The sequence below is a fragment of the Mycobacterium sp. DL440 genome (genome assembly GCF_011745145.1).
Lineage (GTDB): Bacteria > Actinomycetota > Actinomycetes > Mycobacteriales > Mycobacteriaceae > Mycobacterium.
This window is the reverse complement of the sequence record NZ_CP050191.1, coordinates 3,649,614-3,675,226: the sequence shown is the minus strand read 5'-3', so window position 1 is coordinate 3,675,226 and position 25,613 is coordinate 3,649,614. Positions and strand designations below refer to the sequence as shown.

Here is a 25,613-nt window from a genome sequence, read left to right as displayed (position 1 = left end):
CCGCCCGGCGTCGTCGCGCCCGAATGTCACGCCGGAGTGACGCCAGATGTCGGGAGCCACCCCAGCGTGACAATCTGGGCCAGGCCGCAGGCACCTCGCCACCCCAGCGGGACGCTCGGCGGCGAGAGCCACGCCGGCGTGACAAACCGCCGAGATGACAAATCGGGCGGGTCGCTAAAGTCGTGTCCGTTAACACCGAACCGGCCACCCACCTCTCAGCAACCGCGCGGCTCTACCGTCTGGCGCCTGTGTTGCTGGTCTTCAGCATCGCGGCACGCCTGGCGTGGACCTATCTCGTTCCCAACGGCGCCAACTTCGTCGACCTACACGTCTACGTCGGCGGCGCCGCCACCCTGGACGGTCCCGGCGCGCTCTATGACTACGTCTACGCGGACCAGACACCGGATTTCCCACTGCCTTTCACCTATCCGCCGTTCGCCGCGGTGGTGTTCTACCCGCTGCATCTGCTGCCCTTCGGACTGGTCGCGTTCTGCTGGCAGATCGGCATCATCGCCGCGCTGTACGGCGTGGTGCGGGTCAGTCAGCTGTTGCTCGGCGGCACGGCGCCCCGGCGTGTCGCGATGTTGTGGACGGCCGTCGGCATCTGGACCGAGCCGCTGCGCAGCACGTTCGACTACGGACAGGTCAATGTCGTTCTGGTGCTGGCAGTGCTTTACGCCGTCTACAGCAATCGCTGGTGGCTGTCGGGGTTGCTGGTCGGGTTGGCGGCCGGGGTGAAACTCACGCCCGCGGTGTCGGGGCTCTACTTCCTGGGCGCGCGCCGCTGGGCCACCGCGGTGTTCTCGGCCGTGGTGTTCTTCGGCACGGTGGCGGTGTCGGCGTTGGTGATCGGGGATCAGGCGCGCCGGTACTTCACCGAACTGCTCGGTGACGCGAGTCGGATCGGTCCCATCGGAACGTCGTTCAACCAATCCTGGCGCGGCGGGATCTCGCGGATCCTCGGCCATGACGCGGGATACGGTCCGGCCGTGCTGCTCGGCATCGCCGTCACCGCGGTCCTTGCGCTGCTCGCCTGGCGGGCCATCGGCGGCAGCACCGACCGGCTGGGCGCGATCGTGATCGTCAGCCTGTTCGGGTTGCTGCTTTCACCGATTTCATGGACGCACCACTGGGTCTGGCTGATTCCGCTGATGATCTGGTTGCTGCACGGGCCATTGGCCGATCGGGTGGGGGCGCAGATCCTGGGCTGGGGATGGTTGGCGCTGACGCTGGTCGGCGTGCCGTGGCTGCTCAGCTTCGCGCAGCCGACGATCTGGGAGATCGGCCGGCCCTGGTACCTGGCCTGGGCCGGGCTGGTCTACATCGTCGCGACACTGGCGACGCTGGCCTGGATCGCGACGACGAGCGCGACAAGTGCAAGTGCGAGGACGAGCGCAGCTAGCCCGGCTGGTCGGCCAGAATCCGGTTGATCTCCTTGGCCATCTGGACGTCCTTCTCGGTGATCCCGCCGGCGGAATGCGTCACCAAGGCGAAAGTGACTGTGCGCCAGCGGATGTCAATATCCGGATGATGGTCCTTCTCCTCGGCGAACTCAGCCACGCGGCGCACCGCGTCGATGCCGTCGAGGAACGAGGGGAATTTGGTGGATCTGCGCAGGGCGCCCGCCGCACGTTCCCAGCCCGGCAGATCGGGCAGTGCGGCGTCGACCTGATCGTTCGATAACACGGCCATATGCCCGACGGTATACCGTCGGGCGGGATGGATGAGCAGATCGTCGTAGCCGGTGCCCTGTTCTCGGAAGCCGGGCTGTTGGTCGCCCAGCGGCAACGGCCCCCGGAGCTTGCCGGGCTGTGGGAGCTGCCCGGCGGCAAGGTCGCCTCCGGCGAGAGTGATGCCGACGCCCTGGCGCGCGAGTTGCGGGAAGAGTTGGGTGTCGAGGTCAGCGTCGGTGCGCGTCTGGGTGCGGACGTGGCACTGAAATCCGGTATGACGCTGCGCGCCTACCGGGCAACACTGACCGCAGGCAGCCCGCAACCGCATGATCACCGGGCGCTGCGCTGGGTCACCGTCGACGAACTCGACGATCTGCCATGGGTGCCCGCCGACCGGGCCTGGCTTGCGGATCTGGCGGCCGCGCTCCGTCCGAAACGCCCTTAGACAACACCGATGTTGTAGATAACGTTTCAGTGAAACCAACGCGCGCGTTGTAGGCGGATGTTTCGCTAGACGGGTGACCACGGCAAGCACGCCGTACCTGGGCCAAGGGCAGAGCATGAATCTGTTGCTGGCCACCTGGGTCTCGGCCATCAATTTCTGGGCCTGGAACATGATCGGCCCGCTGTCCACCACCTACGCCGGCGACATGAGACTCAGCGCCACGCAAGCCTCGATGCTCGTCGCCACGCCGATATTGGTCGGATCGCTCGGCCGCATCGCGGTCGGGGCGCTGACCGATCGGTACGGCGGTCGCACCATGTTCCTCGCGGTGACGCTGGCCTCGATCGTGCCGGTATTGGCGGTCGGGGCGGCCGGCGAGGCCAGGTCTTACCCCATGTTGTTGGTGTGCGGATTCTTCCTGGGCATTGCCGGCACCATCTTCGCCGTCGGAATCCCGTTCGCCAACAACTGGTACGACGCATCGCGGCGCGGCTTCGCGACCGGTGTGTTCGGCATGGGAATGGTCGGTACGGCGCTGTCGGCGTTCTTCACGCCGAGATTTGTGCGGTGGTTCGGACTGTTTCCCACCCACCTCATCATCGCGGCGGCCCTGGCGCTGACCGCGGTGTTGTGCATGGTGGCGATGCGCAATTCGCCGGCATTCCAGCCGAATACCGACCCGGTGCTGCCGAAACTCAAGTCCGCGCTCAAACTTCCGGTGACATGGGAGATGTCGTTCCTGTACGCGGTGGTCTTCGGCGGATTCGTGGCATTCAGCAACTACCTGCCGACCTACATCAAGAACGTCTACGAATTCTCCGCCGTCGAAGCCGGCAGTCGCACCGCGGGATTTGCGTTGGCCGCAGTGCTGGCCCGGCCGATCGGCGGTGCGCTCTCGGACCGGATACCCCCCAAGTTCGTGGTGCTCACCTCCTTCGCCGGAACCGCAGTACTCGCCTTCATCGCGATGTTCCAGCCGCCCCCGGATGTGTGGTCGGCGTCGACCTTCATCGCCTTGGCGATCTTCCTGGGCATCGGCACCGGTGGCGTGTTCGCCTGGGTGGCCAGGCGGGCACCCGCCAAGGAAGTGGGCTCGGTCACCGGGATCGTCGCTGCCGCAGGCGGTTTGGGTGGTTACTTCCCGCCGTTGGTGATGGGCGCGACGTACGACGCTGTGGATCACGACTACTCGGTCGGGCTTGTGCTGTTGGTGGCGACGGCATTGGTGGCGTTCGGCTACACCGCACTGCGACTACATGCCCACGAGCCCGAGTCGGCCAAGGAGGCCCATTGATGAGCAAGCCCCACGTCGGCGGATCAATCGAGGAACTGCTCGAGCGCAGTGGCCGCTTCTTCACCCCCGGCGAGTTCTCCGGCGACCTGCGTACAGTCACCCGCAAGGGCGGCCGTGAGGGCGACGTGTTCTACCGCGACCGGTGGAGCCACGACAAGGTGGTGCGCTCCACGCACGGGGTGAACTGCACCGGATCGTGTTCCTGGAAGATATATGTCAAGGACGGGATCATCACCTGGGAAACCCAGGAGACCGACTACCCATCGGTCGGGCCCGACCGGCCCGAGTACGAGCCTCGTGGTTGCCCGCGCGGCGCGGCGTTCTCCTGGTACACCTATTCGCCGACGCGGGTGCGGTACCCGTACGCGCGTGGCGTGCTGGTCGACATGTACCGGGAAGCCAAGGACCGTCTGAAGGATCCCGTGTTGGCCTGGGCCGACATCCAGGGTGATCCCGTGCGCCGCAAGCGATATCACCAGGCCCGCGGCAAGGGTGGTCTGGTCCGGGTGACCTGGTCCGAGGCCACCGAGATGATCGCTGCCGCCCACGTGCACACGATCAAGACTTACGGGCCGGACCGGGTGGCCGGGTTCTCGCCGATCCCGGCGATGTCGATGGTGTCGTTCGCGGCCGGGTCCCGGTTCGTGGAGCTCATCGGTGGGGTGATGACGTCGTTCTACGACTGGTATGCCGATCTGCCGGTGGCCTCCCCACAGGTGTTCGGCGATCAGACCGATGTGCCGGAGTCGGGGGACTGGTGGGACGCGTCGTATCTGATGATGTGGGGATCCAATGTCCCTGTGACGCGCACACCCGATGCGCACTGGATGGCCGAGGTCCGTTACCGGGGCACGAAAGTGGTCACGGTCAGCCCGGATTACGCCGACAACACCAAGTTCGCCGATGAGTGGATGCCGTGCGCGGCGGGCACCGACGGTGCGCTGGCGATGGCGATGGGCCACGTCATCCTCGACGAATGCTTTGTGCAGAACCGTGTTCCGTTCTTCGTCGACTACGTGCGTCAGTTCACGGATCTACCGTTCCTGGTCAAGCTCGAAGAGCGCGATGGTGTGCTGGTGCCCGGGAAGAACCTCACCGCAGCGGATCTCGGCGGGGTAATAGCAGAGCAGGAGAATGCGGCGTTCAAGCCGGTGCTGCTCGATGGTGTCAGCAACAGCGTCGCGGTGCCACAGGGCTCGCTCGGATTCCGCTACGGCAAAGATGGCGTCGGCAAGTGGAACCTCGACCTCGAAAACCTGACCCCGGCCCTGACCGTTCTGGGGGACATCTTCGAGACCGCCGAGATCACGCTGCCGCGTTTCGACACGGTGGACGGAGCCGGCGCGACCCTGCAGCGGGGCGTGCCGGTGCGGCGGGTCGGCGAGCACCTGGTGTGCACCGTGTTCGACCTGATGCTGGCCCAGTACGGCGTGCACCGTCCCGGCCTGCCCGGCGACTGGCCCACCGGTTACGACGACGCCACCCGGCCCTACACTCCGGCGTGGCAGGAGCAGATCACCGGAGTGTCTGCGGGCCAGGCCATCCGGGTGGCACGCGAATTCGCCCGCAATGCCGAGGAATCCGGCGGCCGGTCGATGATCATCATGGGTGCCGGTATCTGCCAGTGGTTCCACGGCGACGCCACCTACCGGGCGGTGCTCGCGCTGCTGCTGCTGACCGGTTCGATGGGCCGCAACGGCGGCGGCTGGGCGCACTACGTGGGGCAGGAGAAGTGCCGCCCGGTGACCGGATGGGCCGCGATGGCGATGGGCACCGACTGGTCGCGTCCGCCGCGGCAGATGGCGGGCACGTCATACTGGTATGCCCACACCGACCAGTGGCGGTACGACGGTTACCGGGCCGACGCCCTGTCCAGCCCGGTCGGGCGGGGTCGGTTCCGCGACAAGCACACGATGGACGTGCTGACCTCGGCAGTGGCGATGGGGTGGACGCCGTTCTTCCCGCAGTTCGACCGGTCCAGCCTGGATGTGGTGGACGAGGCCAAGGCCGCGGGGCAGGAAGTGCCCGATTACGTGGCCGAGCAATTGGCAAGTGGCGGGCTGAAACTCGCGGTCACCGATCCGGACAATCCGGTCAACTGGCCGCGCGTTCTGAATGTGTGGCGGGCCAACCTGCTGGGCTCCTCCAGCAAGGGCAACGAGTACTTCCTGCGGCACCTGCTTGGCACGACCTCGAACGTGCAGGCCGAGCCCACCGGGGAGGACTTGCGGCCCAACGATGTCGCCTGGACCGAGGACATCCCGGAGGGAAAGCTCGACCTGCTGATGTCCATCGACTTCCGCATGACGTCGACGACACTGCTCTCGGATGTGGTGCTTCCCGCGGCGACCTGGTACGAGAAGGCCGATCTGTCCAGCACGGACATGCATCCGTACGTGCACGCGTTCAGTCCGGCTGTAGACCCCCCTTGGGAAACCCGTTCCGACTTCGAGGCTTTCGGCGCGATCGCGCGGGCCTTCAGTGCTCTCGCCGCCCGGCACCTGGGCACCCGCACCGATGTGGTGATGGGAACGCTGCAGCACGACACCCCTGGTGCGATGGCCTATCCCGGTGGCACCGAGCATGATTGGCGGACCACCGGCGAGACCCCGGTGCCAGGTAAGACCATGGGCCCGCTGGCGGTCGTGGAGCGTGACTACACGGCGATCGCGGAAAAGTGGTCCGCGCTCGGCCCGCTGGTCGAGAGTCTGGGCCTGACCACCAAGGGCGTCACCACCCATCCCGAGCAGGAGGTGTCCGAGCTCGCCGCCAAGTTCGGTGTGATGGATTCCGGTGCGGCACAGGGCCGGCCCGCGATCACCACGGCGGAACGGATGTCCGACGTCATCCTCGCACTGTCGGGCACCTCGAACGGCCGTCTGGCCGTGGAGGGCTTCAAGGAGTTGGAGAAGCGCACCGGGCGCAGGTTGGTGCACCTGGCCGAGGGCAGTGAGGAACGCCGGATCACCTACGCCGACACCCAGGCCAGACCGGTGCCGGTGATCACCAGCCCGGAGTGGTCGGGCAGCGAGACCGGCGGGCGCCGCTATGCGCCGTTCACGGTGAACATCGAGGAGCTCAAGCCGTTCCACACGCTCACCGGGCGAATGCATTTCTACGTCGATCATGACTGGCTGGAAGAACTCGGGGAGCAGCTGCCGATCTACCGGCCTCCGCTGGACATGGCGCGGTTGTTCGGCGAATCCCAGGTGGGGCAGCGTGACGGCATCGGCCTGACGGTGCGCTACCTGACCCCGCATTCCAAGTGGTCGATCCACTCGGAGTACCAGGACAACCTGTTCATGCTCTCGCTGTCACGCGGAGGCCCCACCATGTGGATGAGTCCGTTGGATGCGGCGAAGATCGAAGTGAAAGACAACGATTGGATCGAGGCGGTGAACCGCAACGGGGTGCTGGTGTGCCGCGCCGTCGTCAGTCACCGCATGCCCGAAGGGGTGGTGTACGTCTACCACGCTCAGGAGCGGACCATCGACGTCCCTCTGAGTGAAACGACCGGAACCCGCGGCGGCATTCACAATTCGCTGACCCGGCTGTTGGTCAAGCCCAGTCATCTGGCCGGCGGGTATGCGCAACACTCGTTTGCCTGGAATTATCTCGGCCCCACCGGAAATCAGCGTGATGAAGTGACGGTGGTTCGCCGCCGCTCGCAGGAGGTGAAGTACCAGTGAAGGTCATGGCCCAGATGGCGATGGTGATGAACCTCGACAAGTGCATCGGGTGTCAGACCTGTTCGGTGACCTGCAAACAAGCCTGGACCAACCGGGCCGGCACCGAATATGTCTGGTTCAACAACGTCGAGACCCGTCCGGGGCAAGGCTATCCGCGCACATATGAGGATCAGGAGAAGTGGCGCGGGGGGTGGAAGCTGGACCGGCGCGGCCGGCTGCGGCTACGCGACGGCGGCCGGCTGGCCAAGCTGGCCAGAATCTTCGCGAACCCCAAACTGCCGTCCATCGACGACTACTACGAGCCGTGGACCTACGACTACGAGAACTTGACGTCGGCACCGCTCGGTGAGCACTTTCCCACCGCGCCGCCGCGCAGCCTGATCACCGGTAAACCGATGAAGGTGTCATGGTCGGCGAACTGGGATGACGATCTGGCGGGCTCACCGGAGATCGTCCCGGGGGACCCGATCCTCAAGCAGGTCAGCGAGAAGATCAAGCTCGAACTCGAGCAGACCTTCATGTTCTACCTGCCCCGGATCTGCGAGCACTGCCTGAACCCGTCCTGTGTGGCGTCCTGCCCGTCCGGGGCCATGTACAAACGGTCCGAGGACGGCATCGTCCTGGTCGACCAGGACCGCTGCCGCGGTTGGCGCATGTGCGTATCCGGATGCCCTTACAAGAAGGTGTATTTCAACCACAAGACCGGCAAGGCCGAGAAGTGCACACTGTGCTATCCGCGCCTCGAGGTCGGGCTGCCCACGGTGTGCTCTGAAACGTGCGTCGGCCGATTGCGCTACCTCGGGCTGGTGCTCTACGACGTCGACCGCGTGCTGGAGGTTGCGTCGGTGCCCGACGAGAAAGACCTCTACGAGGCGCAGCGGCAGATCCTGCTCGACCCAACCGACCCGGAGGTGATCGCCGGGGCCCGGGCCGAGGGCATCTCCGACGAGTGGATCGAGGCCGCGCAGCGTTCACCGGTCTACAAGCTCATCCACACCTACGGCGTTGCACTGCCGTTGCATCCGGAGTTCCGGACGGTGCCGATGGTGTGGTACATCCCGCCGCTGTCGCCGGTGGTCGACGCGGTCAGCCGGGACGGGCACGACGGCGAGGACGTCGGCAATCTCTTCGGGGCGCTGGAAGCATTGCGCATCCCGATCGAGTATCTGGCCGGATTGTTCACGGCGGGGGACACCGCGGTTGTCGAAGGAGTATTGCGTCGGCTGGCGGCGATGCGGTCCTACATGCGCGACGTCAATCTCGGTCGTCAGACCCAGCCGCACATTCCGGCCGCGGTCGGGATGACCGAGGAGCAGATCTATGAGATGTACCGGCTGCTGGCCATCGCGAAATATGAGGAGCGCTACGTCATTCCGACGGCTTACAGCTCGGAGGCGATACCCGGCGCGGAGGAGCCCGGTTGCTCGCTGTCCTTCGAGGGCGGGCCAGGGATGTACGAGTCCGGCCCGTTCGGTGAGGCCAGCGGTGGGCCGGTCCCGGTGGCGGTGGAGACGTTCCACGCGCTACAACACCGGCAGACCAGCGGGGGCATGGCCGCCAATGCTGAACGGCCGTCGCGGGTCAACCTACTCAACTGGGACGGCAGGGGAGTACCGTCGGGAATGTTCCCGGGAGGTGATCAGTGATGAAGCGTCGCAACCGAACCCGTGACAACACGATGCAGGACCGCCTGGTGTGGCAGGCGGCGTCTCTGATGCTCGCCTACCCGGGCGACGGCCATGCCGACCGGCTGCAGGCCGCGGCCCGCCTGCTGGATCACGTCACCGGTGAGCCCAGGGCGCTGCTCGGCGAAACCGTTGTCGGGCTGAGCCTTCGACCGGCCATGGAGCTACAGCAGGAGTATGTCGAGACCTTCGACCTGCAGAAGCGCTGCACCATGCTCCTGACGTACTGGACGTCCGGGGATACCCGAAACCGCGGCGCGGACATGGTCGAGTTCACCCAGGCCTACCGGGCCGCGGGGGTTGAAATGCCGAAAGGTGAGGCGCCCGATCATCTTCCGGTGGTGCTGGAGTTCGCCGCCACGGTCGCGCCCGATGCGGGCCGGCGGCTGCTCGCCAAGTACCGGGTACCGATCGGTGTGGTTGCGCGAGCGCTAGCCGACCGGGGCTCGCCATACTCACCGGTCGTCGCTGCGGTAGCTGCAACGCTTCCGGCCCTGGCCTCGGTCGACGACGTGGCACAACTCATGATGGCCGGGCCGCCGGCTGAATCCGTTGGACTGCAACCTTTTCAACTGACCGTGCCGCCGCGTCGGGTTCAGGAGGGAGTCTGATGTCGGGCTGGGAGATCTTCTGGGACGTGGTGCCGTACGTGACGCTCGCGGCGGTGGGCATCGGCACCTGGTGGCGTTACCGCTACGACAAATTCGGCTGGACCACACGGTCATCGCAGCTCTACGAGTCGCGGCTGCTGCGGATCGCCAGCCCGATGTTCCACTTCGGCATGCTTGTGGTGTTCATCGGACACGTCGTCGGCCTGTTCATCCCTGAATCGTGGATGGACCTGGTGATGAGCGACCACGTCTATCACCTGCAGGCGGTGATCCTCGGCGGCATCGCCGGCATCGCGGCCCTGGTCGGCATCGCGCTGCTCATCTACCGGCGCCGGGTCACCGGCCCGGTCTTCATGGCCACCACCGTCAACGACAAGACGATGTACGTGGTCCTGGTGGCCGCGATGGTGGCCGGCTTCGCCTGTACGGCGATCGGCGCCACCCCGGAGGGTGCCGAGCACGACTACCGCGAAACGGTGTCGCCGTGGTTCCGCTCGATCTGGATCTTCCAGCCCCGCGGGGACCTGATGGTCCAGGCGCCGGTGTACTTCCACATCCACGTGATGATCGCTCTTGCGCTGTTCTGCCTGTGGCCCTTCACCCGGTTGGTGCACGTGTTCAGTGCCCCGATCGGCTACCTGTTCCGGCCCTACATCGTCTACCGCAGCCGTGATGTCGCCGAACGTGGCGAGCTGGTGGGATCGCAGCCGCACCGGCGCGGTTGGTGACCACGCTGGGTCACGCGAACTAGGGACTTTCGACCCTGCCCGCGGCCGCGCAGCAGGCGGACGATCGGGGTAAGGAGCTGTTGACCGCACTTGGCGCGGGGTTCCTGGGAACTCTGGACTCTGCAACTCGTACAGGGAGGTTGATCGTCATGAAGGGATCTGAAGTCGGCGTTCTCACCCGCAGGCAGTGCCTGGATCTGTTGGAGGGGGTACGCGTCGGCAGGTTGGTGTTCACCGAGGATGCATTGCCTGCCGTGCAGCCCGTGAACTTCCGGGTGTGGCATGACGATGTGGTGATCCGGGTGGCCGGTGGGCCCAAGCTGATCGCTGCGACCGATCACCAGGTGGTGGCGTTCGAAGCCGACGAACTAGACGCCGATCTACGCACCGGCTGGAGCGTGACCATCGTCGGGCATGCCGAGCACATCACCGACGTGGACGAACAGGTGGAGGTCGCCGGGACGTTCGTCCAGCCGTGGGCTGAGGGGCGCCGCGATCATTTCGTGCGGATACGGTCCGAGAAAGTCACCGGGCGTCAGCTCCGGAACCATGCGATGCCGCACTACACGGGTATGGGCGAGAGTTAGTACCGCAGCCGGTCGCCGACGACCCGCACCGCGTGGTCCGGGTGCTGCGTCGCGTACAGCGGGTGCAGCAGCATCGGGTGGCGGCAGTGTGCGCAGGAGGCCTGCGGGCTGTTCGCCGACGCGAAGGTGAGGTGGTGGCATTCGCTGCACCGGACCATGTAGCAGGCGCCGATCCAGTTGGCCATGCCCACATAGATCGCCACCGTGGTCCCCAGAGCGAGCACCATGATCAAAGCGACTGTGAGCGCTTCATAAACCGTCATCCCTGGCACCTCCAAGCTCGCCTATCGCAACGTGACGGATACCTGAAACGGTACTCGCGAACCTTAGGATTTCCTGGCCCGTTTGAAGACCTTGTCCAGTTCTTTACCGCGCAGCCCGTTGTGCTCCGCCTTGCGCACCTTGTGCAGAACCAGAGGGCAGCGCTTACAGCGCGGCTTGCTCTTGCAGCACTTTTTCTTGGGCTTCAGGCCGGCGATTTTTGCGGACTTCAACGTGACGGGGCTCTCTCGTTTTCGTGATCGACCGGCCAGCCTGCGAGAATGTCGGTGTGGATTCACGCCCGAGCTTTCGCAATGTCGCCATCGTCGCCCACGTCGACCACGGCAAGACGACCCTAGTCGACGCGATGCTTCGGCAGTCGGGTGCCTTGACGCACCGCGGCGACGACGCAGTCGAGCGCCTGATGGACTCCGGTGACCTGGAGAAGGAAAAGGGCATCACCATCCTGGCCAAGAACACCGCGGTGCACCGGCACCACGCGGACGGATCGATGACGGTGATCAATGTCATCGACACGCCTGGTCACGCCGATTTCGGTGGCGAGGTGGAACGTGGCCTGTCCATGGTCGACGGCGTGGTGCTGCTGGTGGACGCCTCGGAGGGGCCGCTCCCTCAGACCCGGTTCGTGCTGCGCAAGGCGCTGGCCGCACACCTGCCCGTGCTCCTGGTGGTCAACAAGACCGACCGGCCCGACGCGCGCATCGCCGAGGTGGTCGAGGAAAGCCACGACCTGCTGCTCGATGTCGCCTCCGATCTTGACGACGAGGCCCAGGCTGCCGCCGAGAAGGCGCTGGACCTTCCCACGCTGTACGCGTCGGGGCGTGCCGGCATCGCGTCCACGACGCAGCCCGCCAACGGCGAGAACCCCGACGGTGAAAATCTCGACCCGCTTTTCGATGTGCTGCTCGAGCACATCCCGCCGCCGCAGGGTGATCCGGAGGCCCCGCTGCAGGCACTCGTGACCAACCTCGACGCCTCGGCCTTCCTCGGTCGTCTCGCGCTGATCCGCATCTACAAGGGCCGGATCCGCAAGGGGCAGCAGGTCGCCTGGATGCGCGAGGTCGACGGCCATCCCGTCATCACCAACGCCAAGATCACCGAGCTGCTGGTCACCGAGGGCGTTGAACGCACGCCCACCGACGAGGCCGTCGCCGGTGACATCGTGGCCGTCGCAGGCATGCCCGAGATCATGATCGGCGACACCCTGGCCGACACCGAGCATGCCCACGCGCTGCCCCGCATCACCGTCGACGAGCCGGCTATCTCGGTGACTGTCGGCACGAACACCTCGCCGCTGGCCGGCAAGGTCTCCGGCCACAAGCTGACCGCCCGGATGGTGAAGAACCGTCTCGATGCAGAGCTGGTCGGCAATGTGTCGATCAAGGTCGTCGACATCGGTCGTCCCGACGCCTGGGAGGTCCAGGGCCGAGGCGAGCTGGCGCTGGCCGTTCTGGTCGAGCAGATGCGCCGCGAAGGGTTCGAACTGACTGTCGGCAAGCCGCAGGTGGTCACCCGGAACATCGACGGCAAACTGCACGAGCCGTTCGAGGCGATGACCATCGACTGCCCGGAAGAGTTCGTCGGCGCCATCACCCAGCTGATGGCCGCCCGCAAGGGCCGCATGGAGGAGATGGCCAACCACGCTGCCGGGTGGGTGCGGATGGACTTCATCGTGCCCAGCCGCGGACTGATCGGCTTCCGCACCGACTTCCTGACCCTGACGCGCGGTACCGGCATCGCCAACGCCGTGTTCGACGGCTACCGACCGTGGGCCGGCGAGATCCGGGCCCGCCACACCGGTTCGCTGGTATCGGACCGGTCCGGCTCGATCACCCCGTTCGCGATGATCCAACTGGCCGACCGTGGACAGTTCTTCGTTGAGCCGGGCGAGGACACCTACGAGGGTCAGGTGGTCGGCATCAATCCGCGCGCCGAGGACCTCGACGTCAACGTCACCCGCGAGAAGAAGCTGACAAACATGCGGTCGTCGACGGCCGATGTCATGGAGACGCTGGCGCGTCCGCTCGAGTTGGGTCTGGAGCAGGCCATGGAGTTCTGCGCTGAGGACGAGTGCGTCGAGGTGACGCCAGAGGTCGTCCGCGTGCGCAAGGTCGAACTCACCGCGTCGCTGCGGGCTCGGGCGAAGGCTCGGGCCAAGGCGCGCGGATAACTTCTGCGGGGCGTCCGCGTCGATTGCCGGCGGTACGCCTCAGAGCTGTGATGCGCCAGTAGCGATATCCCCCGCGATATCGCTACTGGCGCACCAGTTCTCAGGCCGCGTCGCTCTTGGAGTCGGACTTCTTGCCGGCGCCGTCGTTCGTGGTGTTGGCACCGGTGGTGTTGCCGGCGGCGCTGGCGGCTTTGCCCGGGGTCGGGCTGTCGTTGCCACCCTTGAAGCCGAACTTCTCCTTGAGCTGTTTGACACTGGTTTGGAGATCGGTGGTGTCGGGCTTGGTCGGTGTCGGTGTGTCCGAGTCTCCGGACACCTTGCTTCCGGTCTGGTGCGTGCTGAAGTTGAGGCTCTCGCGAAGCTGACTCCGTGTCTTCACGAGGGGCGTCGTCTTCTCGACCGCGGGCTTCTTGACCTCCACCGCCTCCTTCGTGACCGTCTCCGGCGCCGACGGTGCCTTCTCGACGTTGAGGGTCACCAACGTCCTCGGAGCGGGAGGTTCGTTCACCTTGCTGGTGACCGACGTGTTTTGCGGATTGTTCGGATTCGCGCTCGGGTCCACGCCGAGCGCTTCGCGGACGACTTCACGGACGGAGTTCGTCGCCTTCCACAACACGTCGTTCCGGAAGTCCTGAATGCCGTCGGCTCGGTTGGGCAACAGCGCCTTCAGTCCGATGGGGATGGCCTGCTGGGTCGGGCCGGTGCCCATGAAGGAGTCGGCGACCCAAAGTGGAGCGCTGATGTAGCTGTCGAGCATGTTGTAGACGGCGACGTTGGGCGCCATGCCGCCGGCGATGTCCATGATGGCCTTGATCGGTCCGAACGGGGCCAGCGCGAGGCCTTCCACCAGTCGGTACCCGGAATCGAGCGCGCCAGCGGCGAAACCGGCGAGCGGGGTGAGCACGTCGAGGGGAGTGCTGGTGTCGGCGACCCCGAGGAGGTCGGCGATCGATGATCGGAAATCGCGGGTCGCTGCCCACAGCACGTTGTTGCGGAAGTCCTGAATATCGCCGGCCTGGTCGGGGAACAGCGCCGCCAGGCCCTTGCCGGTGAGTGACGTTTGGTTGATTCCCAGGGCGGGGTCGATGACCCATAGCGGAGCATCGATGACTTGACGGATCGCGTTGTAGAAGGCCTGGGGGTCGCCGTCGGCGATGGCGAGAGCAGCGGCGATGGCGGCCAGCGGTAGCTCAGCGACGCCTTGGACGAGACGCAACCCGGACTCGGCGAAGCCCTCGAGCGCCGCAATCGGATTCGGGCTCGCCAAGAGGCTGACGTCCGCAACGTGAGCGGCTCGCAGCGCTTCCGGGGCCTGCGCGGTGACCGGGCCGATGGTGATCGCGGTGGCCGCGAGTAGCGCTGTTGCTGCTGTCATCGATTGCTTCACACCGACGTGCATGGAGCCCTCCTCTGTTGGTTTATGTACCGTGGGCCAGAATTTACGTCATCGCAGAAAACTACTGCGCAGGAATTTGCCAGGTAACTTTTAGTCTTTGCATACGCAATTACTTTCTGGTCGGTCAGATTTGCTGGAAAGTGGGCTTGCGTTGCCTCGTGCAACAGAATGTCGTGGTGGCCGGCGCTATCGACTTAGCTGGGGGATAGCTGCGGTTTCAAACATATTTCAGGCTCGACGCGCCCGCTCGACCTGGAAAGTCGTGCTGGTCCGCCAAACATCCTGCAAAAATCGGTGTTGGACCCCGGTGCGGCACCGGCGGTGAGCGTCACCGCCCGGCAGCGCGGCGCGCTCACACTTGCGCGACATTTGCAGCGTTTTGCCGGAAATCTCCCCGATACCAACTCGAAATAGTGGACAGCAACTCGATTTGATCTTGGAGCGCGGTGTCGTAATCGGCCCATTTCCGGCGCCGAGCGTCGGCGGGATTTCATGAAAGATTTCAAAGCGGATTCACGTTCGCGGCGTAGCCGGGTCGGCCGGGCGGATCGAGGTGCCGACGTGCACTGCCGATGCGCCGGTCCGAGGGCGCGGAGGCGGTCGATACGCTGAGTGGCGTGCCGACACCCCTCCGCCGCGCCCGCCTGACGATCGGGGCGCTCATATCGGTGCCGGCGCTCCTGTTCAGCGGCTGCACGGTCAGCCCGCCGCCGGCTCCGCAGAGCACCGAGACGACTGAGACGACGCCGCCGCCCCCGATGAAGGCGACGCAGGTCATCATGGCCATCGATTCCATCGGCCCGGGGTTCAACCCGCACCTGCTGTCGGACCAGTCTCCGGTGAACGCGGCGGTCGCCTCGATGGTGCTGCCGAGTTCGTTCCGGCCGGTCCCCGACCCGAAGTCTCTGACGGGTTCGCACTGGGAGCTCGATCCGACTCTGCTCGAATCGGCCGAGGTGACCAACCAGAACCCATTCACGGTCACCTACAAGATCCGTCCGGAAGCGCAATGGACCGACAACGCGCCCATCGCCGCCGATGACTACTGGTATCTGTGGCGCCAGATGGTCAGCCAGCCGGGCGTCGTCGACCCGGCAGGTTATGACCTGATCACCGGTGTGCAATCGGTGGAGGGCGGCAAGCAGGCGGTGGTCACTTTCTCCGAGCCCTATCCGGCGTGGCGGGAACTGTTCAACGATATCCTCCCGGCCCACATCGTCAAAGATGTCCCCGGTGGCTTCGGCGCCGGCCTGGCTCGGGCGATGCCGGTAACCGGTGGCCAGTTCCGGGTGGAAAGTATTGACCCACAACGCGATGAGATCCTGCTGGCGCGCAATGACCGGTACTGGAGTGTGCCGGCCAAGCCCGACCTGGTGTTGTTCCGCCGGGGTGGGGCGCCGGCGGCGCTCGCCGACTCGATCCGCAACGGCGACACGCAGGTGGCCCAGGTACACGGTGGCGCAGCCACTTTCGCGCAGCTGAGTGCCATTCCGGATGTTCGAACCGCCAGGATCGTGACCCCGCGGGTGATGCAGATGACCCTGCGCGGCGGGCAGCCCAACCTGGCGGAAGCACAAGTGCGCAAGGCGATCTTGGGGTTGATCGATGTCGACCTGCTGGCCTCGGTGGGAGCGGGCGATGACAACACCGTGACGCTGGCGCAGGCCCAGGTGCGCTCTCCATCGGATCCCGGCTACGTCCCTACCGCACCGCCGGCGATGTCGCGGGAGGCCGCGCTGGATCTATTGCGCGGAGCCGGCTATCAGATCGAGCCGGTGGCCGAGCCGCCGGCGGCAGGCGCACCCCCGGCACCGGACAACGGCAGGCAGCGCATCACCAAGGATGGCACCGCGCTGGCGCTGGTGCTCGGTGTGGCATCCAACGATCCGACTTCGGTGGCCGTAGCCAACACCGCGGCCGATCAACTGCGCAACGTCGGTATCGACGCCTCGGTGCTGGCCCTGGATCCGGTTGCGCTCTACGGCGATGCGTTGACCAACAACCGCATCGACGCCGTCATCGGATGGCATCAGGCCGGAGGAGACCTCGCCACCAGCCTCGCCTCGCGCTACGGCTGCCGGGCGTTGGAAGCGACCTCCGTTTCGACTGCCGTTCCCGGCATCGCGCCGTCGCCGTCACCGAAGTCCACCACTACCGCCGCGCCCTCAGCGCCGGGCACCACGCCGACACCCACTCAGCCCATTCCGGCTCCGGAGTCGGGCGAGCTGGTGCAGGCGCCCAGCAATATCACCGGGATCTGTGATCACACCATCCAGCCGAAAATCGATGCAGCACTGGATGGTTCGCAGAATGTTGCCGAGGTGATCCAGGCCGTCGAGCCCCGGCTGTGGAACATGTCGACGGTTCTTCCGATCCTGCAGGACACGACGATCGTCGCCGCCGGGCCGAGTGTGCAGAACGTCAGCCTGACCGGTGCCGTGCCCGTCGGTATCGTCGGCGACGCCGGCGGCTGGACGAAGGGCCGGTAGACGGACAGTGGGCCCCTCGAGCGAGGAGGCCCACTGATCGGTGGTGAATCAGGCTGCGCCGCTTGAGCTTGCACCCGAGCGTGACGACGTACCGCCGGACTTGCCCGCAGTGTGCTTGCCTGCCTTGGCGCTCTTGCCGCTGAGCCCCTCGGCGGCCTTCGTGAGCCCGTCGGTGATGTTCTTGACGGATCCCTGAATGCCCTCGCGGACCTGTTGGGCCGATGCGGACCGCTTGGTCGATAGGGGCTTGCCGGGCTCTGCCTTGAGACTGTCCTTCACCGCCGGGGTGCTGACATCGGCCGATGAAGTCGTGGCTGCGGCGGAATCGGCCGCGGCCGTTTCGGTTCCGGCAGTTTCGGTTACGGCGGGCGCAGCCGCAACCGGAGCGGTGGCAGGTGTGGGTGATACGGCGGCAGCCTTCGGGTTGGCATCCAGTGTCACGACCTTCGCCGCGGGCCTGCCGCAGGGTGGTCAGAAGACCGAGGCTGGGACCGAAGACACCGCCGCCGAGCGCGTCGCCGTTGAGGAACGCATCTGCGACGACGGCAGGACCGCCGAGCATCCGGTCACCTCCGTGCCCACGAGGGTCAGACCTGAGCACAGGCTGAGAACTTCCTCAGAAGCGAAAGGCCCTCTCCATCGTGTCGATGGAGAGGGCCTGCCGGTGGAGTTGGTTGGTTACTTGTCGGAGCCCTTGGCGGAGTCGCTGGAGGACGCAGCCTTCTTCTCCGCGCTCTTCTTGGGCCCGGTCTTGTCCTTATTCAGGCCGTCGGTCAGCTTCTTGACGGCCGACTTGACCTGGGTGCGGACGGCCTTGGCGGAGTTGGCCTTTGCCTTCCCCTGGGCGGCCTTCGGCGATGCCTTGGTCGACAGCTTGGTGACGGCCTTGGTGGTGTCGTCACTGTCGGGCGTGGTGGAGCCGGTGGAAGCGGCGTCCGAGTCACCGGACTTCGGTGTCGCGGCACCATCGGCGTCAGACGCGTTGTCCGCATTGGTAACTGGGGCCGATCCCGGTTTTTCCGCGGTCAGCGTCGAGACCTCGATCGCCACGGGTGCCGGGGCGGTCAGAGCCTTGGCGGTCGGGAGGGTGATGTCGGGGGGAGTGAACGGCTTGGGCTTGATCTGCTTGAGGGCGTTGGCGAAGGAGTCCTCGATGTAGTTGCCCATGGAGATCGTCGCATCGGTTTGGTAGACCACGCTCGTGGCGAAGTCGGCGATGCCGTGCTGGATCGCATTGACCACCTTGACCGGATCACCGGAAGAGAAGGCATTCGCCACATCCTGAGCTCCGACGAGAGCCTGCTTCAGAATGGCTCGCGGCTCACCGTCCAGGTCGTACCCGACGCCGACCGTGGCGGCGGCCAGTCCGATCACGACTCCGAGTGCAGTCTCCGTCGCAGCGTCGATGAGCGGCTGCGGAATGTTGAGTACCTGCCCGACGGCGTTGATCTCGGGGGACACCGCGAAGATCAAGATGTTGATGACGGGCTGCATCCCGTCCTGCACCAGTCCGTCGAGGGCGCCACCGGCGTCACCGGCGGCGATCTTTGCAGCCGCGGCCTCAAGCCCGGCGGGCAGGCCGGCGCCCAAGTCGCTCAAGGCTTCACTGAGAGCGGTCCCGGCTGCAGACGTGGTTTCACCGAGAGCCGCGAGGTTGGGGCCGAAATTTTGGGCCGCGATGACTCCGTCGGCGAGGACCTTGGCGATTTGGTAAGCCGGGGGGGTGCTCATGAACGCCTGGTAGCCGGCGACGGCGTTCTCGATGAGCTGCCGCGGAACCGGGGCCGGGTTGGTGGTCTGGCGTTCGATGATGTTGCTGATCAACGTCTGCGTCGCGGTCGCCACCGGTTCGAAGACTGTCAGCGGGTTGTCCACGGCGGCGGTCAGGGCGACCGGCAGGTGTACCGGCGAGGTGGCCGGCACGGACGGAGCCATCGGGCTGACGGCGATGGCACTGGCACCCACGAGTGCCACGCCCGCAGCCAGGTATGACCGGGAAGCGAGTTGCATTGAATCTCCTTACGGGAGCGAAACTAACGTCGGCGCAGAAGTTACCCCAAAGTAAGTTGAGTTGTCTGCAAATCCTCTTAAGTAATTTTCAGGTCATTGGGGACGTTGCGCCGCTCCGCAAATGAACGCCGGGTATCTGTGATGTTGCTGGTAGTGCCGATTTCCAGCGGTCACGTCGCATCATTGCGATACTGCACGTAGCGATATAACCCATGGTTTTCGGTCGCCACAGCAAAGATGTGGCCAGCTATGCCACTAAGTTGCCAGCGAAGGCTCGGCCGACAAGTCCGGTGAGGTTACCCAGCGGTAATGTGGGCGCGGGCCGGGTCGGGAAGTTAGCGCACACACATTGGACATACCAGTGTGATCTGTAAAACGTCGGCACTCGGGTGCGACGCCGGACACTCGTGTGGCCGCCGGAGCGGGTAGTCGACGAACTGCTTGCGCCGGCAACTAAGTGGCAGCCTCGGCCAGTTCCAAAAACGACGGATTTCGTTGCGGGAGTTTGCCCGGTCTAGTTAGTCGACCATTGCGTCGCGGCGCCGATCGGCCAGCGGCGGGCCGCGCCATGGCCATGGTCCGGACCGTCGTCGCCATCGTCTTTCTGCACGCCCATCGGGGCATCGCTATCGTCGGTCACGATGCCCAGCGAAACGCCCCGCCTGTTGTTCGTTCACGCCCATCCGGACGACGAAACCCTCACCACCGGTGCCACGATGGCGCACTACGCGGCGCGCGGTGCCGACGTCCGTGTGGTGACGTGCACCCTCGGAGAGGAGGGGGAGGTCATCGGCGACCGCTACGCCCGGTTGGCCGTCGACCACGCCGATCAACTCGGCGGTTACCGGATCAGCGAGCTGACCGAAGCCCTGAGCGCGCTCGGTATCGGCCCACCGCAATTCCTCGGCGGCCCCGGCCGATGGCGGGACTCGGGCATGGAGGGTTCACCGGCGCGCAAGCAACAGCGCTTCGTCGACGCCGATTTCGATGAAGCGGTGCGCGAACTCGTGCGCATCATCGAGGATCTGCGACCGCACGTCGTCGTCACCTACGACCCCGACGGCGGGTACGGACACCCCGACCACAAACAAGCCCACCGCGTCACCACCGCGGCCGTCGCGGCCGCCGGATGGGCTGTGCCCAAGTTCTATTGGACGGTCATGGCCAGCAGCGCGATGCGGGCCGGCCTCCAGGGCCTGCAGGACGTGCCGGCGGACTGGATCCGGATCGATGTCGGGGACGTTCCGTTCGGGTACGCCGACGACCAGATCGATGCTGTCGTCGACGCCACCGCCCAGTTGCCCGCCAAGGTCGCCGCGATGCGCGCGCACGCCACGCAGGTCACCGTCGGTGCCGACGGGGGTGGATTCGCGCTGTCCAACAACCTCGCCCTGCCGATCCTCGGTGAGGAGCACTACGTGCTGGTGTCGGGCAATGCGGGGGAGCGCGACGAGCGTGGGTGGGAAACCGACCTGCTGGCCGGACTGAATCTGCAATAGCCAGAACCGGACGAGGTAAGCTCGCCACTCAGAAGCGTCGAAGGGACATTCATGGACCCCGATCTGGATCCGAACCTGCAGCACTGGCAGGACCGTTTTGACAACTACCAGTGGGTGGTGGGTTCGATGGTCGGGCTGCTCGACAGCATTCCCACCTGACCCCGCCCTCGGACCTTGTGCTGGGCCGTATCGTCCTGGCACTGCTCGCCGTTGACGGCGTCATCTCAGCCGTCGTAGGTGCATTGCTGCTGCCGTCATATATCGGATCGATCCCGTTCCCGGTGAGTGCGCTGGCGGCTGGAGCCGTCAACACCGCGCTCGTGTGGGCGGCCATGTATTGGACCGACTCCATGCGGATGGCAGCGCTGCCACTGTGGACCTGGCTGGCCACCGTCGTCGCGATGACCTTCGGCGGACCGGGCGGCGACATCATCTTCGCCGGCCCAGGACTGATGGCCTACGGCTCACTGATATTCATCGCCGCCGGTGCGCTACCACCAGTGGCGATGCTGCGACGGCGCCACCGCGGCTGAGTACTTCTTGTTGTCCTTGTTCGACTTGCCGTTGCTGTTGGAGTCCTTGGACGGCTTGGAGTCCTTAGGCGAAGCCGCCTTTTCCTTCTTTGCCTTCGGCTTCGGCGTGACATTCTTGACGGCCGTCTTCACCGCGTCACGTGCGTCGTCGCCGACCTTCTTCGCGGCATCGACCGCCCCCTGGGCCCGGGTCTGAACCCGCGTCTGCACTTCCGTCGCTTTGTCGGCCGCCCTGGTCGGGAGGTTGCGGCTGGTGACAGGACTCGTCAGCTTCGGTGTCATGCCCTTCGGCTGGTCAACGGGGGCCTGCAACGACGCGCGCACCGACGTCGGCACGTTCGTCACCTCTCCGGTGCTCGTTTCGGTCGCCGCGACTCCGGGGGTGAAGTAGTTGATCTGGTCGTCGACGTAGTTGCCGACGGCGTTGAGTGCGTTGCTGCCATGCGAGGTGATGCTGTTGCCGACGAAACGGGCTTCGGTGCCGGCGGCCTCGAGTAGCCCCTGGCCGTCCTTCAGCACGTCGTTGAGGTAGCGGTCCGGGACCTGGAGCAAGTCGGTGGTCAGGCCGACACCCTGGGCGGATAGCGCGCTGACCAGGTTGTAGTTGATGTTGAGCTGGCGGCTGAGGAAGTTCAGCCGCAGCGAATCGAGCACATCGTCGGCACCGCCCACCACGAAGTCGGTCGCGTTGTGGACGACACCGTAGGCGCCGTTGATGGTGTTGACCGCGGCATCGGTCACGAAGTCGGCGGGTGGCAACGCGACATCGCCGACGAGCCCGCGCAAGCCAGGAAACAGCCCCCCGGGCGCGGCCAGTCCGGCCGACAGAGCCTGAGTGGTGGCCAGGGTGTTGAACGGCCAGCCCGGCGGTGGGCCGGGCAACGGCGGGAGAATCCAGCCGAAGAAGAAGTTGAACTCCTGGACACCGAAGTCAACGCCGGCATTGACCGCGGCCCCGACCGTATCGACGAAACCGTTCCACCACACAGCGAGGTTCAGCGGATCGTTGACCACCGGGACAAGCCAGTCGTAGAAGTAGCCGTCGGCGATCGGCTTGATCAGGCTGTCGTAGAAGATGCCGATCTGCTCGCCGACTGCCCATGCGAACGGCACGCCCCACCCGCCCAGCCAGTAGGCGATCTCCTGTGCGTAGTTCACGCCCCAGTCGACCCAGCTTTGGATGCCTTGATAGGCCGATGTCAGCCAGTCACTGGCCGCGTTCTGGACACCGACATCGACGGTCGTCGCCGCAGCCGGGGCCACTCCCAGTGCGGGAGCGCCGGGCTGGCCGGAAAGATTGGGTGCCACCGCGGCGGTCATCCGGCTCGCCGCGGCAAGCAGATCGATCATCGCCTGCGTCAGCTGTGGCTGGGTCGATGTCGGGTGCGCAGGGACGGCGATGTCAGCCGGGGCCGCTTGTACCGGGGCGAGAGCGATGGCCGTGGCGGTGGCTGCGGCGGCTCCCGCCACGAGATACGAACGAACGCTTGAGGACATCACGGCTCCTTCGGTATCCCCTTCCCGACGGAAATAACTTACGTGGTCGGCGGCCCGTTCGTCGCTCCTTTAAGTTGTGTGTCGAGTATGGGCCTCGCATTGCGGTGACATGCACGGTCTACTGTGGCCGGTATGTCGGGCGCATTGGTTTCAGAATGTGAGACGCGTGGATGATCGTGCACAACGGCGGGGTTACACGGAAGTGGCTCTGAACCCCCAGCACGGCGCCGATCTGCCTACTCCGGCCGTCCCACCGAACCCTGCCGCGCCCACCGCGCCGACCACTTCGGGGGCCCTACGGCGGGTGCTGCGGCGGGCCCGTGACGGCGTGGCCCTCAACGTCGACGAGGCTGCGATCGCGCTGACCGCCCGCGGCGAGGATCTGGCCGATCTGTGTGCCAGCGCCGCCCGGGTGCGCGATGCAGGTCTGGAATCGGCGGGCCGGCGCGGGCCCACGGGCCGGCTTCCGGTCAGCTATTCGCGCAAGGTCTTCATCCCCGTCACGCATCTGTGCCGCGACACCTGCCACTACTGCACCTTCGTGACCGTGCCCGGCAAGCTGCGCGCTCAGGGCATGGGCATGTACATGGAGCCCGACGAGATTCTCGACGTGGCTCGCCGCGGTGCAGAGTTGGGCTGCAAGGAGGCGTTGTTCACCCTGGGTGACCGCCCCGAGGATCGCTGGGACGAGGCTCGGCAATGGCTCGACGAGCGCGGCTACGACTCCACGCTCGACTATGTGCGGGCCATGGCCATTCGCGTGCTCGAGGAGACCGGCCTGCTGCCGCACCTGAATCCCGGGGTGATGAGCTGGTCCGAGTTGTCTCGCCTGAAGCCCGTCGCGCCGTCGATGGGCATGATGCTGGAGACCACCTCCCGGCGCCTGTTCGAGAACAAGGGCGAGGCTCACTATGGCAGCCCCGACAAAGATCCGGCGGTGCGGTTGCGGACGCTGGACGACGCCGGCCGGCTGTCGATCCCGTTCACCACCGGCCTGCTGGTCGGTATCGGCGAGACGCTGACCGAGCGCGCCGAGACCATGCACGCAATCCGCAAGTCCCACAAAGAGTTCGGGCACGTTCAGGAAGTGATCGTGCAGAACTTCCGCGCCAAGGACCACACCGCGATGGCATCCACACCCGATGCCGGAATCGACGACTTCATCGCGACGATCGCGGTCACGCGCCTGGTGTTGGGCCCGAAGATGCGCATCCAGGCGCCGCCGAACCTGGTGTCGCGTGATGAATGCCTGGCGCTCATCGGCGCCGGCGTCGACGACTGGGGCGGCGTGTCACCGCTGACCCCCGATCACGTCAACCCCGAACGGCCCTGGCCGGCCCTGGACGATCTGGCCGGCATCACCGCCGAGGCCGGCTACGACCTGGTGCAACGGCTCACCGCGCAACCGCAGTACGTGCAGGCCGGTGCGGCCTGGATCGATCCGCGGGTGCGCGGGCACGTCGACGCGCTGGCCGATCCGGATACCGGGTTCGCCCTTGACGTCAATCCCGTTGGCCGCCCATGGCAGGAGCCTGACGAGGCATCAGAATCGTTGGGCCGTACCGATCTGCACTCCGCGATCGACTCCGAGGGCAGGCTCACCGAGACCCGCAGCGACCTGGACAGCGCGTTCGGCGACTGGGAGTCGATCCGCGCCAAGGTGCACGAACTGGCCGCCCGCGCCCCCGAACGCGTCGACACCGATGTGCTGGCCGCGTTGCGTTCGGCCGAACGCAATCCGGGCGGCTGCAGCGACGACGAGTACCTCGCATTGGCCACCGCGGACGGTCCGGCGCTGGAAGCCGTTGCCGCACTCGCGGATTCGCTGCGTCGCGATGTCGTCGGCGATGACGTCACCTACGTCGTCAACCGCAACATCAACTTCACCAATATCTGCTACACCGGCTGCCGGTTCTGCGCCTTCGCGCAGCGCAAGGGCGACGCCGACGCCTACTCGCTGTCCACCGACGAGGTGGCCGACCGAGCCTGGGAGGCGCACGTCGCCGGTGCCACCGAAGTCTGCATGCAGGGCGGCATCGACCCAGAACTGCCGGTGACCGGCTATGCCGACCTGGTGCGGGCCGTCAAGGCGCGCGTGCCCTCGATGCACGTGCACGCGTTCTCGCCCATGGAGATCGCCAACGGTGTCACCCGCAGCGGGTTGTCGGTGCGGGAATGGCTGACCTCGCTGCGGGAGGCGGGACTGGGCTCGATCCCCGGCACGGCCGCCGAGATCCTCGACGACGAGGTGCGCTGGGTGCTGACCAAGGGCAAGCTGCCGGCCTCGGAGTGGATCAACGTGGTGACGACCGCGCACCAGGTGGGCCTGCGCTCGTCGTCGACGATGATGTACGGCCACGTCGACACGCCCAAGCACTGGGTGGGCCACCTCAACGTGCTCCGCGGTATCCAGGACCAGACCGGCGGCTTCACCGAATTCGTGCCGCTGCCGTTCGTGCACCAGTCCTCGCCGCTCTACCTGGCGGGCGGTTCCCGTCCCGGGCCGACGCACCGCGACAACCGCGCGGTGCACGCACTGGCCCGGATCATGTTGCACGGCCGGATCCCGTCGATTCAGACCAGTTGGGTCAAGCTCGGTGTCGAACGCACCCAGGTGATGCTGCGCGGCGGTGCCAATGACCTGGGCGGCACGCTGATGGAGGAGACCATCTCCCGGATGGCCGGCTCCGAGAACGGGTCCGCCAAGACCGTGGCCGAACTCGTCGCGATCGCCGAGGGTATCGGCCGCCCCGCCCGTCAACGCAGCACGGATTACTCGCCGCTCGCTGCCTGACGCTCGGCGGCATCCTGCGGTCGCTCGCGGACTACGGCTTCTTGCTGGTGACGAGAAGGCTTGTTGCTATGGCCTAGGCCTTGGTGAAAGAAACTAGCCGCCTACCAGTGCATCCGATCTCGAAAGTAACAGTGGCGAGAGTTGCTGGCCAGCGCATGATGCACTGCGGGATTCAAGATTGAGGAGAAATCCGCGAATTCGGGAATGGATTCGGACTGCAGTCCGGTTGTG

20 protein-coding genes are annotated in these 25,613 nt (G+C 65.9%); 13 read left to right on the top strand and 7 right to left on the bottom strand.

The genetic code is table 11. The annotated features are described in order from the left end of the window. The first annotated feature begins 182 nt into the window (after window positions 1–182). Complete coding sequence (locus tag HBE63_RS17655; RefSeq protein ID WP_166905895.1) at window positions 183–1,430, top strand: mannosyltransferase; 1,248 nt, start codon at window positions 183–185, stop codon at window positions 1,428–1,430. Here the strand turns inward: HBE63_RS17655 and HBE63_RS17650 are convergent. Continuing rightward, the gene (locus HBE63_RS17650) at window positions 1,399–1,692 is read right to left on the bottom strand and encodes a 4a-hydroxytetrahydrobiopterin dehydratase (RefSeq protein WP_166905894.1); all 294 of its coding nucleotides are present in this window, start codon (window positions 1,690–1,692) and stop codon (window positions 1,399–1,401) included. The genes HBE63_RS17655 and HBE63_RS17650 overlap by 32 nt on opposite strands. 27 nt (window positions 1,693–1,719) lie before the next feature. Here HBE63_RS17650 and HBE63_RS17645 point away from each other — a divergent pair, with 27 nt between their 5' ends. The 7 genes from HBE63_RS17645 (at window position 1,720) to HBE63_RS17615 (ending at window position 10,712) form a co-directional block, all read left to right on the top strand. Beyond that, window positions 1,720–2,118, top strand: a complete 399-nt coding sequence (locus HBE63_RS17645; RefSeq protein ID WP_166905893.1) for a (deoxy)nucleoside triphosphate pyrophosphohydrolase — start codon at window positions 1,720–1,722, stop codon at window positions 2,116–2,118. Window positions 2,119–2,233: 115 nt separating this feature from the next. After that, a complete protein-coding gene (locus HBE63_RS17640; protein ID WP_166909926.1) occupies window positions 2,234–3,412 on the top strand; it encodes a NarK/NasA family nitrate transporter in 1,179 nt (392 codons plus the stop codon). Further along, complete coding sequence (locus tag HBE63_RS17635) at window positions 3,412–7,101, top strand: nitrate reductase subunit alpha (protein ID WP_166905892.1); 3,690 nt, start codon at window positions 3,412–3,414, stop codon at window positions 7,099–7,101. The genes HBE63_RS17640 and HBE63_RS17635 overlap by 1 nt, the downstream gene beginning before the upstream one ends. Further along, window positions 7,098–8,747 carry a nitrate reductase subunit beta gene (gene narH / locus HBE63_RS17630; protein ID WP_166905891.1) on the top strand — a complete coding sequence of 550 codons (1,650 nt, stop codon included), beginning with the start codon at window positions 7,098–7,100 and terminating at the stop codon, window positions 8,745–8,747. The genes HBE63_RS17635 and narH overlap by 4 nt, the downstream gene beginning before the upstream one ends. Further along, window positions 8,747–9,397 (top strand): nitrate reductase molybdenum cofactor assembly chaperone, encoded by a 651-nt coding sequence (gene narJ, locus HBE63_RS17625; RefSeq protein ID WP_166905890.1) that lies wholly within the window; start codon window positions 8,747–8,749, stop codon window positions 9,395–9,397. Before narH ends, narJ begins: the two co-directional genes overlap by 1 nt. Next, window positions 9,397–10,125: a respiratory nitrate reductase subunit gamma gene (narI, locus tag HBE63_RS17620; protein WP_166905889.1), complete on the top strand. Its 729-nt coding sequence runs from the start codon at window positions 9,397–9,399 to the stop codon at window positions 10,123–10,125. The genes narJ and narI overlap by 1 nt, the downstream gene beginning before the upstream one ends. Before the next feature lie 149 nt (window positions 10,126–10,274). Beyond that, a complete protein-coding gene (locus HBE63_RS17615) occupies window positions 10,275–10,712 on the top strand; it encodes a pyridoxamine 5'-phosphate oxidase family protein (RefSeq protein ID WP_166905888.1) in 438 nt (145 codons plus the stop codon). On the opposite strand, the gene HBE63_RS17610 is transcribed toward HBE63_RS17615, so the two are convergent. Then, window positions 10,709–10,975: a hypothetical protein gene (locus tag HBE63_RS17610; protein WP_166905887.1), complete on the bottom strand. Its 267-nt coding sequence runs from the start codon at window positions 10,973–10,975 to the stop codon at window positions 10,709–10,711. The two genes, HBE63_RS17615 and HBE63_RS17610, sit on opposite strands and share 4 nt — an antisense overlap. Window positions 10,976–11,262: 287 nt before the next feature. On the opposite strand from HBE63_RS17610, the gene typA reads away from it, so the two are divergent. Further along, a complete protein-coding gene (gene typA / locus HBE63_RS17605) occupies window positions 11,263–13,164 on the top strand; it encodes a translational GTPase TypA (protein ID WP_166905886.1) in 1,902 nt (633 codons plus the stop codon). A 100-nt stretch (window positions 13,165–13,264) separates the two neighbouring features. Here typA and HBE63_RS17600 read toward each other — a convergent pair whose 3' ends face one another. Continuing rightward, window positions 13,265–14,539, bottom strand: a complete 1,275-nt coding sequence (locus HBE63_RS17600) for a hypothetical protein (protein ID WP_166905885.1) — start codon at window positions 14,537–14,539, stop codon at window positions 13,265–13,267. Window positions 14,540–15,132: 593 nt separating this feature from the next. On the opposite strand from HBE63_RS17600, the gene HBE63_RS17595 reads away from it, so the two are divergent. Then, window positions 15,133–17,049 (top strand): ABC transporter family substrate-binding protein, encoded by a 1,917-nt coding sequence (locus tag HBE63_RS17595; protein ID WP_208301150.1) that lies wholly within the window; start codon window positions 15,133–15,135, stop codon window positions 17,047–17,049. 48 nt (window positions 17,050–17,097) lie between these two features. Here the strand turns inward: HBE63_RS17595 and HBE63_RS17590 are convergent, their stop codons facing one another. The 3 genes from HBE63_RS17590 to HBE63_RS31725 all read right to left on the bottom strand — a co-directional run bounded on the left by HBE63_RS17590 (window position 17,098) and on the right by HBE63_RS31725 (window position 19,699). Next, window positions 17,098–17,490 (bottom strand): hypothetical protein, encoded by a 393-nt coding sequence (locus HBE63_RS17590; protein ID WP_166905883.1) that lies wholly within the window; start codon window positions 17,488–17,490, stop codon window positions 17,098–17,100. Window positions 17,491–17,727: 237 nt separating this feature from the next. Next, window positions 17,728–19,059, bottom strand: a complete 1,332-nt coding sequence (locus HBE63_RS17585; RefSeq protein ID WP_166905882.1) for a hypothetical protein — start codon at window positions 19,057–19,059, stop codon at window positions 17,728–17,730. Between the two features lie 514 nt (window positions 19,060–19,573). After that, the gene (locus HBE63_RS31725; RefSeq protein WP_256367877.1) at window positions 19,574–19,699 is read right to left on the bottom strand and encodes a hypothetical protein; all 126 of its coding nucleotides are present in this window, start codon (window positions 19,697–19,699) and stop codon (window positions 19,574–19,576) included. Between the two features lies 1 nt (window position 19,700). On the opposite strand from HBE63_RS31725, the gene mshB reads away from it, so the two are divergent. Then, window positions 19,701–20,558 carry an N-acetyl-1-D-myo-inositol-2-amino-2-deoxy-alpha-D-glucopyranoside deacetylase gene (gene mshB, locus HBE63_RS17580; RefSeq protein ID WP_166905881.1) on the top strand — a complete coding sequence of 286 codons (858 nt, stop codon included), beginning with the start codon at window positions 19,701–19,703 and terminating at the stop codon, window positions 20,556–20,558. Window positions 20,559–20,734: 176 nt separating this feature from the next. Next, window positions 20,735–21,091, top strand: coding sequence for a hypothetical protein (locus tag HBE63_RS17575; RefSeq protein WP_243858109.1), 357 nt, complete (start codon window positions 20,735–20,737; stop codon window positions 21,089–21,091). Here the strand turns inward: HBE63_RS17575 and HBE63_RS17570 are convergent. Then, window positions 21,050–22,588, bottom strand: a complete 1,539-nt coding sequence (locus tag HBE63_RS17570) for a hypothetical protein (protein WP_166905879.1) — start codon at window positions 22,586–22,588, stop codon at window positions 21,050–21,052. The two genes, HBE63_RS17575 and HBE63_RS17570, sit on opposite strands and share 42 nt — an antisense overlap. A gap of 202 nt (window positions 22,589–22,790) precedes the next feature. Here HBE63_RS17570 and HBE63_RS17565 point away from each other — a divergent pair, with 202 nt between their 5' ends. Then, window positions 22,791–25,382, top strand: a complete 2,592-nt coding sequence (locus HBE63_RS17565; RefSeq protein ID WP_166905878.1) for a bifunctional FO biosynthesis protein CofGH — start codon at window positions 22,791–22,793, stop codon at window positions 25,380–25,382. Window positions 25,383–25,613 lie beyond the last annotated feature (231 nt).

Coding starts and splice junctions, on each gene's coding strand:
- HBE63_RS17650 (WP_166905894.1), bottom strand. CDS start 1,692: ATGGCCGTGTTATCGAACGATCAGGTCGACGCCGCACTGCCCGATCTG.
- HBE63_RS17645 (WP_166905893.1), top strand. CDS start 1,720: ATGGATGAGCAGATCGTCGTAGCCGGTGCCCTGTTCTCGGAAGCCGGG.
- HBE63_RS17640 (WP_166909926.1), top strand. CDS start 2,234: ATGAATCTGTTGCTGGCCACCTGGGTCTCGGCCATCAATTTCTGGGCC.
- HBE63_RS17635 (WP_166905892.1), top strand. CDS start 3,412: ATGAGCAAGCCCCACGTCGGCGGATCAATCGAGGAACTGCTCGAGCGC.
- narJ (WP_166905890.1), top strand. CDS start 8,747: ATGAAGCGTCGCAACCGAACCCGTGACAACACGATGCAGGACCGCCTG.
- narI (WP_166905889.1), top strand. CDS start 9,397: ATGTCGGGCTGGGAGATCTTCTGGGACGTGGTGCCGTACGTGACGCTC.
- HBE63_RS17615 (WP_166905888.1), top strand. CDS start 10,275: ATGAAGGGATCTGAAGTCGGCGTTCTCACCCGCAGGCAGTGCCTGGAT.
- HBE63_RS17610 (WP_166905887.1), bottom strand. CDS start 10,975: ATGACGGTTTATGAAGCGCTCACAGTCGCTTTGATCATGGTGCTCGCT.
- HBE63_RS17600 (WP_166905885.1), bottom strand. CDS start 14,539: ATGACAGCAGCAACAGCGCTACTCGCGGCCACCGCGATCACCATCGGC.
- HBE63_RS17595 (WP_208301150.1), top strand. CDS start 15,133: ATGCGCCGGTCCGAGGGCGCGGAGGCGGTCGATACGCTGAGTGGCGTG.
- HBE63_RS17585 (WP_166905882.1), bottom strand. CDS start 19,059: ATGCAACTCGCTTCCCGGTCATACCTGGCTGCGGGCGTGGCACTCGTG.
- mshB (WP_166905881.1), top strand. CDS start 19,701: ATGCCCAGCGAAACGCCCCGCCTGTTGTTCGTTCACGCCCATCCGGAC.
- HBE63_RS17570 (WP_166905879.1), bottom strand. CDS start 22,588: ATGTCCTCAAGCGTTCGTTCGTATCTCGTGGCGGGAGCCGCCGCAGCC.